Annotated in this window: 11 protein-coding genes and 1 tRNA gene; 6 read left to right on the top strand and 6 right to left on the bottom strand. The window is 63.0% G+C overall.

Going from position 1 to position 16780, the window contains the following annotated elements; translation table 11 throughout:
• On the bottom strand, positions 1-637 hold a 637-nt coding region (gene mutM, locus PMI40_RS00100; RefSeq protein WP_040501412.1), incomplete at its 3' end, for a bifunctional DNA-formamidopyrimidine glycosylase/DNA-(apurinic or apyrimidinic site) lyase.
• A gap of 191 nt (positions 638-828) precedes the next feature.
• Here mutM and PMI40_RS00095 point away from each other — a divergent pair.
• The 6 genes from PMI40_RS00095 to PMI40_RS00070 all read left to right on the top strand — a co-directional run bounded on the left by PMI40_RS00095 (position 829) and on the right by PMI40_RS00070 (position 6109).
• The gene (locus PMI40_RS00095) at positions 829-2637 is read left to right on the top strand and encodes a tetratricopeptide repeat protein (protein WP_008110857.1); all 1809 of its coding nucleotides are present in this window, start codon (positions 829-831) and stop codon (positions 2635-2637) included.
• An 11-nt stretch (positions 2638-2648) separates the two neighbouring features.
• The gene (locus PMI40_RS00090; RefSeq protein WP_051001721.1) at positions 2649-3275 is read left to right on the top strand and encodes an outer membrane lipoprotein LolB; all 627 of its coding nucleotides are present in this window, start codon (positions 2649-2651) and stop codon (positions 3273-3275) included.
• A gap of 18 nt (positions 3276-3293) precedes the next feature.
• Positions 3294-4157: a 4-(cytidine 5'-diphospho)-2-C-methyl-D-erythritol kinase gene (gene ispE / locus PMI40_RS00085; protein ID WP_008110855.1), complete on the top strand. Its 864-nt coding sequence runs from the start codon at positions 3294-3296 to the stop codon at positions 4155-4157.
• Between the two features lie 70 nt (positions 4158-4227).
• A tRNA-Gln gene (locus tag PMI40_RS00080) sits at positions 4228-4304 on the top strand.
• 124 nt (positions 4305-4428) lie between these two features.
• A complete protein-coding gene (locus PMI40_RS00075; protein WP_008110854.1) occupies positions 4429-5379 on the top strand; it encodes a ribose-phosphate pyrophosphokinase in 951 nt (316 codons plus the stop codon).
• Between the two features lie 124 nt (positions 5380-5503).
• Positions 5504-6109, top strand: coding sequence for a 50S ribosomal protein L25/general stress protein Ctc (locus PMI40_RS00070; protein WP_008110851.1), 606 nt, complete (start codon positions 5504-5506; stop codon positions 6107-6109).
• Positions 6110-6296: 187 nt separating this feature from the next.
• On the opposite strand, the gene PMI40_RS00065 is transcribed toward PMI40_RS00070, so the two are convergent.
• From PMI40_RS00065 to PMI40_RS00045, 5 genes are all read right to left on the bottom strand, one after another.
• A complete protein-coding gene (locus PMI40_RS00065) occupies positions 6297-8099 on the bottom strand; it encodes a M61 family metallopeptidase (RefSeq protein ID WP_008110849.1) in 1803 nt (600 codons plus the stop codon).
• A gap of 209 nt (positions 8100-8308) precedes the next feature.
• Positions 8309-9772, bottom strand: coding sequence for a glutamate synthase subunit beta (locus PMI40_RS00060; protein WP_008110848.1), 1464 nt, complete (start codon positions 9770-9772; stop codon positions 8309-8311).
• 108 nt (positions 9773-9880) lie between these two features.
• A complete protein-coding gene (locus PMI40_RS00055; protein ID WP_008110846.1) occupies positions 9881-14557 on the bottom strand; it encodes a glutamate synthase-related protein in 4677 nt (1558 codons plus the stop codon).
• Between the two features lie 178 nt (positions 14558-14735).
• On the bottom strand, positions 14736-15470 hold the full coding sequence (locus PMI40_RS00050; RefSeq protein WP_008110843.1) for a transposase: 735 nt from the start codon (positions 15468-15470) through the stop codon (positions 14736-14738).
• 139 nt (positions 15471-15609) lie between these two features.
• Positions 15610-16575: a TerC family protein gene (locus PMI40_RS00045; protein ID WP_008110842.1), complete on the bottom strand. Its 966-nt coding sequence runs from the start codon at positions 16573-16575 to the stop codon at positions 15610-15612.
• Positions 16576-16780: the final 205 nt, after the last annotated feature.

Genomic DNA, 16780 nt, shown 5'->3' with positions numbered 1-16780 from the left:
GGCCCGCCAGCGTCTCGCGGATGGCGATGACCAGCCGCTCCAGGCGCGCCAGGCTGATCCGCCGGGCGGGGGTCCTGGGATTGATACGCGCCTTGAAGAGGCTTTCGGACGCATAGATGTTGCCCACCCCGACCACGATGTCACCGGCCAGCAGCACCTGCTTGATCGGCGCGCTGCGCGTGCGCGTCTGGCGCCACAGCTCGAGCGCCGAAAAACGGTCCTCCAGGGGTTCCAGGCCCAGGCCGCGCAGCAGCATGTGTTCCTCGATGGCACCATCGGCCAGGTCATGCCACAGGATCGCGCCAAACCGCCGCGGATCGGTCATGCGCATGACCTGGCCGCCCACCAGCAGGTCGAAATGATCGTGCTTCTGGGCCGCGATGCCCGGCGGCAGGATGCGCAGGTGGCCGGACATGCCCAGGTGTACGATCAACGTGCCATGGTCGAAATTGATCAGCAGGTATTTGCCGCGACGCCCGGTGCTGCGCACCGTATGGCCGGCCACCAGCGCCTCCAGCCCGACCGGGAACAGCCAGCGCAGGCCGCTATGGCGCAGCACCACGCCGGTCACCGGCTGTCCTTCGAGATGCGGCGCGACACCGCGCCGGGTAACTTCGACTTCTGGTAATTCTGGCATCTGGCGGCGTTGTTGGAGGCAACGATGGAATTGGCTGGAGGAAGACCCATATGATAATCCAGTTGCGTAAAACAAGACCTTTGCCGTCGGCCGCTGCGGCTGGATACCGGCGGATCGATTACACTGCCTTACAGCAAAGCACCAACCGTTGGGCGTAAAATCTAAACTTCCCGAATAGTCAGGACCAGACCTTGAAAAAAACGCTTGCCCTCCTCACCAGTTCCCTGCTGCTGACCGCGTGCGCCAGCTTCCAGCAGCCAGGCGACAAGGCCAATGCCGAAGCGACACCGGACAAGAAGGCCGCGTCCTCCAAGTCGGCAGCCGCCAACCGCAAGAAGTCGCCCAAGGCCAAGGTCCAGCCGCAGGATGATGCGCTGCCGGCCGTCGAGTTGAGCGAAGACATCCTCTACAAGGTGCTGACGGCCGAGATCGCCTTCCAGCGCGGCCAATGGCAAGCCGCCTACGTCACCATGCTGGCCACGGCGCAACAGACGCGCGACCCGCGGCTGGCCAAGCGCGCCGCCGAGATCGCGGTGACCGCACGGCAGCCCAACGAAGCTCTGGTGGCAGTGCGGCTGTGGACCGAACTGGCGCCGCACTCCGACGAGGCACTGCAGAACTACCTGGGCCTGATCATGCTGGGCGAGAGCGTCGACGAGATCGAGCCGCTGCTGTCGCAACGCCTGAAGGAAGCCGCACCGCAGGCACGCGGCCCGATGATCCTGCAATTCCAGCGCCTGCTGGCGCGTGCCCGCGACAAGCAGAGCGGCTACGCGATCCTGCAGAAGGTGGTCCAGCCTTATGGCGAGCTGCCCGAAACCCACCTGGCGCTGGCGCAAGGCGCCTTCGGCGTGGGAGACGGCGCCACCGCCCAGCGCGAAGCCAGCGCCGCGCTCAAGATCAAGCCCGATTCCGAGCTGGCGCTGCTCACGGCAGCCCAGGTCGCCAGCGACCAGGAGCAGGCCATGCGCCTGATGGTCGAGTTCCTGCGCAAGTATCCCGATGCGCGTGAAGTGCGCATCGCCTACGCCCGCAGCCTGGTCGACCAGAAGGCGTTCAGCCAGGCGCGCTCCCAGTTCGAGGCCTTGCTCAAGGAAGACGGCGAAGACCCGACCACGCTGTTCGCCCTGGGCGTGCTGTCGGCCCAGACCGACCAGTTGAAGGATGCCGAAAGTTACCTGCAGCGTTACCTGCAGGTGCTGGCCGCCCAACCCGAGGACGACCGCGATCCGAGCCAGGCGATCCTGCTGCTGTCGCGCATCGCCGAGGAGCGCCGTGATTTCGATGCCGCGCTGCGCTATCTCGACCAGGCCGAGCCGGGCAGCGAGGGCTACGTCAACATCCAGGTGCGGCGGGCACAATTGCTGGCACGCAAGAATGACATCGACGGCGCCCGCAAGGCGCTGGAGGCGGCCCAGTCCGAATCGGCCAACGACGCCGAGCAGTTACAGCTGATCCAGGCCGAATCGATGCTGCTGCGCGACGCCAACCGCAACCAGGAAGCCTCCGATGTGCTCAAGGCCGCGCTGGAACGCTTCCCCAACAATACCGACCTGCTGTACGACCATGCGATGGTGCTCGAGAAGCTGGGCAACTTCGACGCCATGGAAAAGTCGCTGCGCCGGGTGATCCAGCTCGCGCCCGGCAACCAGCACGCCTATAACGCCCTTGGCTATTCGCTGGCCGACCGCAACACGCGCCTGCCGGAAGCGCTCGAACTGATCCAGAAAGCGGCCGACATGGCACCGCAGGACGCCTTCATCGCCGACAGCCTGGGCTGGATCCAGTTTCGGCTGGGCCAGTTGACCGAGGCAGAAGCGCAGATGCGCCGCGCCTACGCATTGCGCTCCGACCCCGAGATCGGGGTACACCTGGCTGAAGTGCTGTGGGTGCGCGGCAAGCAGGACGAGGCGCGCAAGGTATTTCGCGAGGTGCAGGCCAAGGACCCCGACAACGACGTCCTCAAGAGCACCCTGGCTCGCCTCAACGTCAAGCCATGAACGCGACATCGATGACCAGCCGTTGGCGCCCGCTGGCCGCCACCGGCGCCCTTGCACTGAGTGCCTTGGTGGTGGGCTGCGCAAGCCTGTCGCCACCGGCCGCCCCCGGTGCCCAGGCCGCCGCGCCTTACCTGGAAAGCATCGCCATCGACGGCCGCATCTCGGTGCAGTATGCACAGAACGACCAGCCGCAATCCTTGCACGGCAGTTTCAATTGGTCGCAATCGCCCGGACGCACCGGCCTCGACCTGTTGTCCCCGCTGGGCCAGACGGTGGCCACCATCGATGTGCGGCCTGGCGTGGCGACCCTGGTGCAATCGGGACGGGCGCCGCAAGTGGCGCCCGACGTCGACCAACTGGCCGCGCGCGCGCTGGGCTGGCCGCTGCCGGTGGCAGGCATGCGCCACTGGCTGCAAGGTCGTGGCACCGATAGCAGCGGCAAGCCGTTCCAGGCCGTGCCCGGCGACGAAAACGCCAGCTTCGTGACCGCCGATGGCTGGCGGGTTGCCTATCCGGCCTGGCAGGCAGCGGCCGATGGCGATAGCCTGCGCCCGCGCCGTATCGATCTCACCCGCAATACCGAGCAGGCAGGGCCGGTGTCGATCCGTATCGTGGTCGACAGCTGGAAAAAGCCCTGACGCCCTGCCGCATCGATCATGACCGACACCCTTCTTGACTGCCCGGCCCCGGCCAAGCTCAACCTGTTCCTGCATGTGACGGGACGACGCGCCGACGGCTATCACCTGCTGCAGACCGCCTTCCAGTTGATCGACCGCTGCGACCGCCTCGATTTTGCATTGCGCGACGATGGCCGCATCGTGCGCACCAACGATGTACCGGGGGTGCCGCCCGAATCCGACCTGGTAGTGCGCGCCGCCCATCTGCTGCGCGACGCCAGCGGACAAGGCGCGCAGGGGGCGTCGATCACGCTGCGCAAGTGCCTGCCGATGGGTGGCGGGCTGGGCGGAGGCTCGTCGGATGCCGCCACTACGTTGCTGGCCTTGAATCATCTCTGGCGAAGCGGCATGACGCGCGAACAATTGATGGCCCTGGGCCTGCAGTTGGGTGCCGACGTGCCGTTCTTCCTGTTCGGCCGGAATGCGTTCGCCGAAGGAGTCGGTGAAGCGCTACGCCCCCTGGATACGGCCGATTGCTGGTTCGTGGTGATCGAACCGGGGGTTTCGGTGCCCACCCCAATAATTTTTTCATCTCCGCTATTGACGAGGGATACAAATATCGTCAGAATAACGGACTTTCCTGATGCGCAGAAACAGATTGCTTCTGACTTCGGAAAAAACGATCTGGAAATGGTGGCAACAAGGCATTTTCCGCAGATTGCAGAAGCCGTAGAATGGCTGGGCAATTTTGGAAAATCCAGAATGACCGGATCTGGTGCCTGTGTATTCTGTGCCTTCGAACACGAACATCAGGCAGACGAAGTGCTGCAGCAAATGCCTTCGCGCTGGATCGGCTGGAAAGCCAAAGCGATGCAGGAACATCCTCTCGCCCATTTGGTGTGATCGTATAAAGAATTAGTCTGACGATGCGCGGCGCTCGACGCGTCGCAAAACGGCAGACAGCAAGTTGCGTAGGGGAATCGCCAAGCTGGTTAAGGCACTGGATTTTGATTCCAGCATTCCAAGGTTCGAATCCTTGTTCCCCTGCCATTAAATTCGGAGGTGGTCTCAGCACCACCCTCCAGTCAAAAAGAATAAGCCGTCAATGTGAGACCTCCAAGTCAAGCATTGTCGGCTTTTCGACTTTATAACGATAGCATTCAGGGATACCCATATGGCACTTGAGAACCTGATGGTCTTTACCGGCAGCGCCAATCCGGAGCTGGCACGCGGCGTCGCCGAGAAGCTCGGTATCCCGCTCGGTAAAGCCAACGTCTCCAAGTTCTCGGACGGCGAAGTGATGGTCGAGATCAACGAAAACGTTCGCGGCAAGGACGTCTTCGTACTGCAATCGACCTGTGCGCCAACCAATGACAACCTGATGGAAATCATGATCATGGTCGATGCCTTGAAGCGCGCATCGGCCGGTCGGATTACCGCTGCCATCCCCTATTACGGTTACGCCCGCCAGGATCGCCGTCCGCGTTCGGCGCGCGTGGCAATCTCGGCCAAGGTCGTGGCCAACATGCTGCAGGAAGCCGGTGTCGAACGTGTGCTGATCATGGATCTGCACGCCGACCAGATCCAGGGCTTCTTCGACATTCCAGTCGACAACATCTACGCCTCGCCCATCCTGCTGAGCGACCTGGTGGCCAAGAACTACGAAGACCTGCTGGTGGTGTCGCCCGACGTCGGCGGCGTGGTGCGCGCACGTGCACTGGCCAAGCGCCTGGGCTGCGACCTGGCGATCATCGACAAGCGCCGCCCCAAGGCCAATGTCTCGGAAGTGATGAACATCATCGGTGAAGTCGAAGGTCGCAACTGCGTGATCATGGATGACATGGTCGACACCGCCGGCACCCTGACCAAGGCGGCCGAAGTGCTCAAGGAACGCGGCGCCAAGAAGGTCGTGGCCTACTGTACCCACCCGGTGCTGTCGGGTCCGGCGATCGACCGTATCGGCAATTCGCCACTCGACGAACTGGTGGTAACCGACACCATTCCACTGTCGCCTGCGGCGCGCGCCTGCCCGAAGATCCGCCAGCTGACCTGTGCCGACCTGCTGGCCGAGACCTTCAAGCGCATCACCAAGGGTGACTCGGTGATGTCGCTGTTTGCTGAATAAGATTCGAATTCGCCTCGCTGCAATCCTGTAGCGAGGTTTTTTTATATTCCCTGGTCGCGGGGAATATGCAACGCCGGGCTAACGTCGGTTGATCGACGCGTCCGGCACACACTGGAGTATTTTCATGAAGATTATCGGATTTCCACGCAAGGAACAGGGGACCGGAGCGAGCCGCCGCCTGCGTATTGCTGGCCAAACCCCAGGTATCGTCTATGGTGGCACAGCCGCCCCGGTCAATATCGCCCTGGATCACAACGCGCTGTACCACGCGCTGAAGAAGGAAACCTTCCACGCATCGATTCTCGATCTCGAGATCGAAGGCAAGGTCGAGCAAGTCCTGCTGCGCGACTTCCAGGTCCACGCTTTCAAGCAACTGGTCCTGCATGTCGACTTCCAACGCGTCGATGCATCGCAAAAGCTGCACACCAAGGTGCCACTGCACTTCGTGAACGCTGAAATCTCGCCGGCCGTGAAGCTGTCGTCGGGTATCGTCAGCCACGTGCAATCGGAGCTGGACGTCCAGTGCCTGCCGAAGAACCTGCCCGAGTTCATCGAAGTCGACCTGGCCAACCTGCAAATCGGCCAATCGATCCACCTGGCCGACCTGAAGCTGCCAGTTGGCGTGACCGCCGTGTCGCAAGAAAACCTGACCATCGCCACCGCCACCGTGCCGGCTGGCCAGGTGTCTGCCGAAGGCGAAGCTGCCGCTGGCGACGCAGAAGCCAAGTAATCCGTTTCCACGGATCGCTGAGAACCCGCCCTCGTGGCGGGTTTTTTCATGCCCGCGCGGCGCCGTGCAACCAGTGCCCCGCCAAATACCATCAGGCTAATCGACAACCAGAGCCCCCCCCCCCCGGGCCACGCCCGATGCAAGAAGACTCCCTCACTAATGCCTGCCTTGCGGCAGGCATTTTTTTTCAAGCCGATTTCTTCAGCCACGATTCACGCTGGCGCACCGTGGCCGCTGGCTTGCCGAGCGCGGCCAGCGTCACGGGCATGACGCCATCGCCCTTGAGCTTGACCGTCATCTCGAGCAATTCGTCGCGGCGGAACACGTGCACGCGGACCGTGTCGTTGATGCGATAACGCGCCAACAGGCCTTCGAAGCCCCCTGCTACCACCCTCAGGCCATCCACCGCCACCAGCTTGTCGCCGGCCGACAAGCCGGCCAATGCCGCCGGTCCGCCTTCATAGACACTGGCCAGCTTGGCGTCGGCACCATCCTTGACGATGCGCGCGCCGAACCAGGGCCTGGGGTCCTTGCCGCCGTCGGCATCGTGCCCCACGCCAAAGGCCGGCAGCAGCTCTGCCAGCGGCACGTCGTCGGTGCCGATGATATGGCGATCGTAGAAGCGCTTGAGACTGGCTCCGCTCAACTCTTCCATCACGGCCAGTACCTGCTCTTCCGGGACACCGGCGGCGCGGCCGTCCGCGTCGTAGAAGTCGCGGCCGTAGCGCAGCCACAGGCCACGCATGACATCGTCCAGCGAGCGCCGGCCACGGGTCTGGGCCCGGATCGTCAGGTCCAGTCCGAGCGCCACCAGCGACCCCTTGGTGTAATAACTGACGATGGCGTTGGGGGCGTTTTCGTCCTGCCGGTAGTACTTGACCCAGGCGTCGAAACTGGAATCGGCCACGCTCTGCTTCTTGCGGCCGCTGCCGCGCAACACGCCGTTGATCGTCTTGGCCAGCAACTTGAGATAGTTGTCGGTATCGATGACGCCGGTGCGCACCAGGAACAGGTCGTCGTAATAACTGGTAAAGCCCTCGAACAGCCACAGCAGCGAGGTGTAGCCCTCCTGGCGCAGGTCGTACGGGGCGAACACCGCCGGCTTGATGCGCTTGACGTTCCAGGTATGGAAATATTCGTGGCTGCACAGTCCCAGGTAGGTGCGATAACCGTCGGTCTGCTCGGGACGGCCCTTGACCGGCAGATCGGCGCGGGCACAGATCAGGGCGGTCGAGGCACGATGCTCGAGGCCACCGTAGCCGTCGCCCACGGCCATGGTCATGAACACGTAGCGCGACATCGGAGCACGGCGGGTCTTGGGTTCGAAGAACGCAATCTGGGCTTGGCAGATCTTCTTCAGGTCGGCGCACAGTCGCGGCAGGTCCAGGTTGGGCACTTGACCGGTGACGACCACGTCGTGCTGCGCGCCGTGGGCCTCGAAGCTGGCCAGGGCAAAGCTGCCCATCTCGACCGGGTGATCGATCAGTTCGTCGTAGTCCCGCGCCACATAGGAGCCGAAGCCATAGCGCCGCGCCTTCAATTCGGGCAACGTGGTCGCCACGCGCCAGCGCTTGAAGGCCTCGCCTTCGGGACGACCTATCTCGACCACATGCTGGCCCTGCTCGAAGCCATGCACCGACAGGAACACGCTGGTGCCATTGAAGAAGCCATGGGTCTGGTCGAGGTGCGCCGACCGCACCGACAGGTCCCAGGCATAGACCTGGTAGGACAGGGTCAGCGGCCCGCTGCAGGGCGCTGCCTGCCAGGTGTGCTTGTCGCGCTTCTTGAGCGTCACCTTGCGCCCGCCCGACTCGCCCTTGATCTGTACGATATTCTTGGCGAACTCGCGGATCATGTAGCTGCCCGGGATCCAGGCCGGCAGCGAGAACACCTGGCCATCGGCGGCCGGTTGCTCGACCGTCACGGTGACCTCGTAGACGTGGGATGCGGGATCGCGGGAAGTAATGGTGTAGCGGATCGGATGGGCCATGTGCGTAAGCGGTGATGCCGGCGGGCGGCGATGGCCTTATTTTACTTGAGCCTCGGGTGCGCGCTGGAGTTATAAGTCGCGTCGACGGCCGGCGCCGACGGTCTACGGTCTACGCGCGACATGGCGCAAAAAAAACCGGACAGACTTTCGTCTCTCCGGTTCCAGGGTCAAATGAAGCAATCGTTATGTCGTCGGTATCGGAGCTTCGATCAGCGCGGCAGCAGCGATGCGCCCATCAGGTATTCGTCGACCGCCCGTGCGCACTGGCGACCCTCGCGGATGGCCCACACCACCAGTGACTGCCCACGGCGCATGTCGCCGGCGGCAAACACCTTGTCGACCGAGGTCTTGTAGCAGCCTTCGCCATCGGTGGTAGCCCGGGCGTTGCCGCGCGCATCCTTGTCGACACCGAAGGCATCGAGCACCTGCTGCACCGGCGACACGAAGCCCATGGCCAGCAACACAAGGTCTGCCTTCATCTCGAATTCGGAATCGGGCACTTCCTGCATCTTGCCGTCCTTCCATTCCACGCGGGCGGCAACCAGTTTCTCGACCTTGCCGTTCTTGCCTTCCAGGCGCTTGGTGGCCACCGCCCAGTCGCGGTCGCAACCTTCTTCGTGCGACGACGAGGTGCGCAGCTTGGTCGGCCAGTAGGGCCAGACCAGCGGCTTGTTCTCGGTCTCGGGTGGCTGCGGCATCAGTTCGAACTGGATCACCGATTCGGCGCCGTGACGATTGGAGGTGCCCACGCAATCGGAACCGGTATCGCCGCCGCCGATCACCACCACGTGCTTGCCGGTGGCCAGCAGCTGGTTCTTGAGCTTGTCGCCGGCATTGACCTTGTTCTGCAGCGGCAGGAAGTCCATCGCGAAATGCACGCCCTTCAATTCACGGCCGGGCACCGGCAGGTCGCGCGGCTGTTCGGCGCCACCCGAGATGATGACGGCGTCGAAGTCCTTCTTGAGTTCGTCCGGCGAGATGGTTTCCTTGGCCCAGTTGTTGACGTTCTCGGGGAAATCCTTGCCCACGAACACGCCGGTGCGAAACACCACGCCTTCGGCTTGCATCTGCTGCACGCGCAGATCGATGTGCTGCTTTTCCATCTTGAAGTCGGGAATACCGTAGCGCAGCAGGCCCCCGATGCGATCGCTCTTCTCGAACACGGTCACGTCGTGCCCGGCGCGCGCCAATTGCTGGGCCGCGGCCATGCCGGCAGGCCCGCCACCGACCACCGCCACCTTCTTGCCGGTCTTGATGGCAGCCGGTTGCGGCACCACCCAGCCGTTTTCCCAGCCCTTGTCGATGATGAAATGCTCGATCGACTTGATACCCACGGCATCGCTGTTGATGCCCAACGTGCAGGCCGACTCGCACGGCGCCGGGCAGATGCGCCCGGTAAACTCGGGGAAGTTGTTGGTCTGGTGCAGCGTGTCCAGCGCTTCCTTGTAGTTGCCGCGATAGACCAGGTCGTTCCAGTCGGGAATGATGTTGTTGACCGGGCAGCCGTTGTTACAGAACGGAATGCCGCAATCCATGCAGCGCGCGCCCTGGATCTTGGCGTCGCCGTCGCTCAGGTGCAGCACGAATTCCTTGTAGTGCTTGGTGCGCGCGGCTGGCGCTTCGCTGGCTTCCTTCTGGCGCTGGTATTCCATGAAACCGGTTGCTTTTCCCATTTTCCTCTCACATTCTCGCTAAGGATGCGACGGGCGGCGATTCGATCGCGCCTGCCCGTCGGCTTTACTTGATTGACTTGACGTTGGTGGCCCCCCGATCCGGAGGGATCAGGCGACGACCTTTTCCTTGCCGGTCTCGGCAGCAGCGGCCAGCTCGGCCAGCGCGCGCTTGTATTCGGTCGGGAAGACCTTCACGAACCTGGCGCGCGACGCCGCCCAGTTGTCCAGCAGGTAGCGCGCACGCGTACTGCCGGTGTACTTGAAGTGCCGTTCAATCAAGCCACGCAGGATAGCTTCGTCGGTCTGGCGCACGCCGCCACGCTCCAGGCTGTGCCAGTGCTCGCGGCCGATGGCCGCTTCCTGCTCAGTGTCCGACAGGACCTTTTCCAGCGTCACCATCGAGGTATTGCACTTGGAGGCGAAATCGCCTTCGGGATCGTAGACGTAGGCGATACCACCGGACATGCCAGCGGCGAAGTTGCGTCCGGTATTGCCCAGCACCACCACGGTGCCGCCGGTCATGTATTCGCAACCATGGTCACCGGTGCCCTCGGTCACCGTGATGGCGCCCGAATTGCGCACGGCGAAACGTTCGCCGGCCACGCCATTGATGAATGCCTCGCCGCTGATGGCGCCGTACAGTACGGTATTGCCGGCGATGATGTTATCCACCGCGCGTCCGCGGAACTCGGTATTGGGACGCACCACGATGCGCCCGCCCGACAGGCCCTTGCCGACGTAGTCGTTGCCTTCTCCGACCAGGTCGAGTGTGATGCCGTGCGCCAGGAAGGCACCGGCCGACTGGCCGGCCGTGCCTTGCAGCTGGATATGGATGGTGTCGGTCGGCAGGCCTTCATGGCCGTAGCGCTTGGCGACCTCGCCCGACAGCATGGCGCCGACGGTGCGGTTGAGGTTCTTGATGGGCGAGATGAACGAGACCTTCTCGCCCTTGTCCAGCGCGATCCTGGCCTGGGCGATCAGCTTGTGGTCCAGCGCCTTGTCCAGGCCGTGGTCCTGGTGGTCGGTATGGAACACCGGCAGGTCCGATTGCGGCTGGTGGAAGATGCGGCTGAAGTCCAGGCCCTTGGCCTTCCAGTGCGCAATCGCCTTGGACCGGTCCAGTAGGTCGGCACGGCCGATCAGGTCGTCGAACCTGCGAATGCCCAATTGCGCCATGATCTGGCGTGCTTCCTCGGCAATGAAGAAGAAGAAGTTGACCACGTGTTCCGGCTTGCCGGAGAACTTGGCGCGCAGCACCGGATCTTGCGTGGCCACGCCCACCGGGCAGGTATTGAGGTGGCACTTGCGCATCATGATGCAGCCTTCGACCACCAACGGCGCGGTGGCGAAGCCGAATTCGTCGGCGCCCAGCATGGCGCCGATGACGACGTCGCGACCGGTCTTCATCTGGCCGTCGGCCTGCACCCGGATACGGTTGCGCAAGCCGTTCAATACCAGCGTCTGCTGGGTCTCGGCCAGGCCCAGCTCCCAGGGCGACCCGGCATGCTTGATCGACGACAGCGGCGAGGCGCCGGTGCCGCCATCATGGCCGGCGATGACGACGTGGTCCGACTTGGCCTTGGCCACGCCGGCGGCGACGGTGCCGACACCGACTTCCGAGACCAGCTTGACCGAGATCGAGGCGCGCGGGTTGACGTTCTTCAAGTCGTGGATCAGTTGCGCCAGGTCCTCGATCGAATAGATGTCGTGGTGCGGCGGCGGCGAGATCAGGCCCACGCCCGGCACCGACACGCGCAGCGTGGCGATGTACTCGGAGACCTTGTGGCCGGGCAGCTGGCCGCCTTCGCCAGGCTTGGCGCCCTGCGCCATCTTGATCTGGATCTGGTCGGCCGACACCAGGTATTCGGCCGACACGCCGAAGCGACCGGACGCAACCTGCTTGATGCGCGAACGCAGCGAATCGCCATCCTGCAGCGGGATATCGACTTCGATGTGCTCGCGGCCGATCACCGACGCCAGCGTCTCGCCCTGCTTGATCGGGATGCCCTTCAACTCGTTGCGATAACGATTGACGTCTTCGCCGCCTTCGCCGGTGTTGGACTTGCCGCCGATACGGTTCATGGCGATGGCCAGCGTGGCGTGCGCCTCGGTCGAGATCGAGCCCAGCGACATGGCGCCGGTGGCGAAGCGCTTGACGATTTCCTTGGCCGGTTCGACTTCGTCGATCGAGATCGCCCTGGACGGATCGATCTTGAATTCGAACAGGCCGCGCAGGGTCATGTGACGCTTGGACTGGTCATTGATGATCTGCGCGTATTCCTTGTAGGTGTTGTAGCTGTTGGAGCGGGTCGAGTGCTGCAGCTTGGCGATCGCGTCCGGGGTCCACATGTGCTCCTCGCCACGGATGCGGAAGGCGTATTCGCCACCGGCGTCGAGCGCATTGGCCAGCACCGGGTCGCTGCCGAAAGCGGCGGTGTGCAGGCGCAGCGCCTCATCGGCCACCTCGAACACGCCGATCCCCTCGACATTGGAAGCGGTGCCCTTGAAGTACTTGTCCACCAGCGTGCGCGACAGGCCGATGACCTCGAAGATCTGGGCGCCGCAATACGACATGTAGGTCGAGATGCCCATCTTGGACATCACCTTCAGCAAGCCCTTGCCGACCGCCTTCTGGAAGTTGTACACCGCCTTTTCAGGCGACAGGTCGCCCGGCAGGCCGCGCGCCATGTCGCACAGGCTGTCCATGGCCAGGTACGGGTGGATGGCTTCGGCGCCGTAGCCGGCCAGCAGTGCGAAGTGATGCGTCTCGCGCGCCGAGCCGGTCTCGACCACCAGGCCGGTGGAGGTACGCAGGCCCTTGCTGACCAGGTGCTGGTGGATCGCCGAGGTCGCCAGCAGGGCCGGGATCGGCAACTGCTCGGCATCGACCTTGCGGTCCGAGATGATCAGGATGTTGTGGCCCGACTTGACCGCATCGACGGCCTTGGCGCACAGCGACGCCAGGCGCGCCTCGATGCCTTCCTTGCCCCACGCGACCGGATAGCAGATGTTCAATTCGTAGGACTTGAACTTGCCGCCGCTGTGTGCGCTGATGTTGCGCAACTTGGCGATGTCGGCATAGTCCAGCACCGGTTGCGACACTTCCAGGCGCATCGGCGGGTTGATGTTGTTGGTGTCGAGCAGGTTGGGCTTGGGGCCGATGAACGACACCAGCGACATCACCATCGCCTCGCGGATCGGATCGATCGGCGGGTTGGTCACCTGCGCAAACAACTGGCGGAAGTAGTGATAGAGGGTCTTGTTCTTGTTGGACATGACCGCCAGCGGCGAATCGTTGCCCATCGAACCGATGGCTTCCTCACCGCCCGTGGCCATGGGCGCCATCAGGAACTTGATGTCTTCCTGGGTGTAGCCGAACACCTGCTGCAGGTCCAGCAATGGCAGCGTCGAGGAGGGCTCGCGCGGCTCGTCCTTGAGTTCGTCCAGCTTCACCCGCACCGAGTTGATCCACTGCTTGTAGGGCTTGGCGTTGGCGTAGGTGTCCTTGAGTTCCTTGTCGTCGATGATGCGGCCGGCGTCGAGGTCGATCAGGAACATCTTGCCAGGCTGCAGGCGCCATTTCTGGATGATCTTGGATTCGGGAATCGGCAGCACGCCCGATTCGGAGGCCATCACCACCAGGTCGTCGTCGGTGACGATGTAGCGCGCCGGACGCAGGCCGTTGCGGTCCAGCGTGCCACCGATGTGGCGACCGTCGGTAAAGGCCAGCGCGGCCGGGCCATCCCACGGTTCCATCATGGCGGCGTGGTACTCGTAGAAGGCGCGACGGTTGTCGTCCATCAGGGTGTGGTTTTCCCAGGCCTCGGGCACCATCATCATCATCGCCTGGGGCAAGGGATAACCGGCCATCACCAGCAACTCGAGCGCGTTGTCGAAGCTGGCGGTATCGGACTGGCCCTCGTAGATCAGCGGGAACAGCTTCTTGAGATCGTCGCCCAGCACGGCCGACTGCATCACGCCTTCGCGCGCGCGCATCCAGTTGAAGTTGCCCTTGACGGTGTTGATCTCGCCGTTGTGGGCGATCAGGCGGTACGGGTGGGCCAACGGCCACTCGGGGAAGGTATTGGTGGAGAAGCGCTGGTGCACCAGCGCCAGCGCCGACACACAGCGCTCGTCCTGCAGGTCCTTGTAGTACACGCCGACCTGGTCGGCCAGCAGCAGGCCCTTGTAGACCACGGTGCGGGCCGACATCGAGGGCACGAAGAATTCCTTGCCGTGCAGCAGGTTCAGCGCCTGGATGGCGTGGCCGGACGACTTGCGGATCACGTACAGCTTGCGCTCGAGCGCGTCGGTGACCATCACGTCCGGGCCGCGGCCGATGAAGATCTGACGGATCACCGGTTCTTTTTCACGCACGGTGGGCGACATCGGCATGTCGCGGTCGACCGGCACATCGCGCCAGCCCAGCACGCGCTGGCCCTCGGCCAGCACCGCGCGTTCGATTTCCTGTTCGCAGGCGATGCGCGAGGCGTTTTCCTTGGGCAGGAACACCATGCCCACGCCATATTCGCCGGGCGGCGGCAGCTCGACACCCTGGCGCGCCATTTCGTCGCGATAGTACTGGTCCGGGATCTGGATCAGGATACCGGCGCCGTCACCCATGAGCGGATCGGCCCCGACTGCGCCGCGGTGGTCCAGATTCTTCAGGATGAGTAAGCCCTGATCAACGATGGAGTGGGTCTTCTTGCCCTTGATATGGGCGACGAAACCGACGCCGCATGCGTCATGTTCGTTTGCTGGGTCGTAAAGGCCTTGCGATTGCATACGGTACTCCACCACTTTGACAGTAAGGATATTAAGAATAGTGCAGTGCAACCAATAGTTCAATAAGAATAAATAGGGTCGGAGTAATAATTGAAACCCCAAGAATTCACCCAATTTACAAATGGGGACAGAGTAATAACGGGCGATCTAAGTCATTGATATCGATACGCGTTTTTATTCAGGCGAGATGATCCGGTAGGTCGTCCCCGGCACCGTCGGCGGATGCGCGCACCGCCAGCGGCCGGCCGCGCTTGGCCGGACTCACGCGGCGTCGGACCTGCCGTTCGAGCTCCTGCTTGAAGGCTTCGGAGCCCAGCGCCCAGCCCTTGAGCGTGGCAGCGGTAATGGCGTCGACACTGGCCTGCGACAGGCCCTGCTCCAGCGACCGGCGGTAGGCGATCTCGCGCTCGAAGGGCGTATTGCCGATCGCCCAATAGCGCGGGTGGTCGGTGATCAGGCCGTCCTGCTTGGCGCCGACATGATGCATGTAACTGGACCACGGGTAATCGGCCGGTGCCGCCACCAGCCCACTGCGCACCGGATTGAGCTCGATGTAGTGGCACACCGCCAGCAGATGCAGCTCCGGATCGACCACGGTGGCGCGGTAACGACCCTGCCACAGCGTTCCGCTGCGTTGGACCTTATGGTTGAAATAGGGCACGTAGTGACGCCCTATCCATTGCATCATCCGTGCCAGCCCCTGGTCGTCGCTCGGTGTGGCCAGCAGGTGCAGGTGGTCCGGCATCAACACGTAGGCGTGGATGGCGACCTTGAACTGGCGCGCCGCTTCCTTGAGCCAACCCAGGAAATTGAGATGGTCATCGGCGTCGCGAAAGATGCTCAGGCCATCATGCCCGCGCTGGATGATGTGGTGCGGTTGGTGGGGAACGACGAGACGGGGAAGACGGGCCATGGGGTTCGGGGATGCGGGCGGCAAAGCCAGCAGGCTAGATTACTCCGTCCCCAATTTCAAGGGAATTCGCGCGCCGGCCTCGGACGCAAAAAAAGCCGACCGGATCGCTCCGGTCGGCCCATGCACACAGGATGGGCAATCAGGCCTTGTTCTTGTCCCGCGTCAGCACCAGGCTGAGCAGGATCGATACCAGCAGGATCGCCGCCACCGTGGCCAGCGACCACATCACGGGGATGTGATACCAGTACGCCAGCAACATCTTGGCACCGACGAACAGCAATACCAGCGCCAGGCCGTACTTGAGGAAATGGAAACGCTCGGCCGAATCCGCCAGCAGGAAGTACAGCGCCCGCAAGCCCATGATGGCGAACATGTTCGACGTAAATACGATGAACGGGTCCTTGGTAATGGCAAAGATGGCCGGAATGCTGTCGACCGCAAACACCAGGTCGGACAATTCGATGAGCAGCAGCACCAACATCAGCGGCGTGAAATAGCGCACGCCCTTGTTCATCGTGAAGAATTTCTCGCCATCGTAGTGGTCGCTGATCTTCAAGTGGCCGCGCAACCAGCGCAACAAGGCGTTATTGCCGAGATCACCCTCATGATCGGCGAAGATCAGCATCTTCACCCCGGTAAATACCAGGAAGGCGCCGAAGATATACAGGATCCAGCTGAATTGCGCGATCAGCCAGGCGCCCAGCAGGATCATCACAGCTCGCAGCACGATGGCCCCGATCACGCCGTACAACAGGACCCGGCGCTGCAATTCGGGCGGCACGGCGAAATAACCGAAGATCATCAGGAACACGAAGATGTTGTCGACCGACAGCGCCTTCTCGATCATGTACCCCGACAGGAACTCGGCACTCTTCTGGTTGGCGATCTCGCGCCCGACGTTGACGTCGAGGTACCACCACATCAGGCCGGAAAAGGCCAATGCCAGCGCAATCCACACCAGCGACCAGCCCAGCGCTTCGCGCGGGGTGACGCGGTGCGAATGACGCCCGCCCAATACGAACATGTCCAGGGCCAGCATGCCCAGGACGAACAGGATGAATCCCAGCCACATCGGGCCGCTTGCGAAGCTTTCCACTGCGCTCATTTGATTGCCTCTCTGGCTTTATTGTTGAAAGCGGGGTGATCAGCCGAAATCGAAGATCTCGCCCAGAAAACCCTTTTTCTTGCGTTTGTGATCATAGCCGTAGCCGCCGTGCCCATGGCCGGCGTGACCCTGATGACCGAAGCGCTGGTCATTGGCATACTGCGCGGGCGCGGCACGCGGCGCCGGTGGTGCGGCGGCGGCCGCC

It is taken from the genome of Herbaspirillum sp. YR522, from assembly GCF_000282575.1.
Taxonomy (GTDB): Bacteria; Pseudomonadota; Gammaproteobacteria; order Burkholderiales; family Burkholderiaceae_D; genus Herbaspirillum.
Note: the sequence above shows the minus strand (reverse complement) of the source record. Positions and strands in the feature narration are given on the sequence as shown.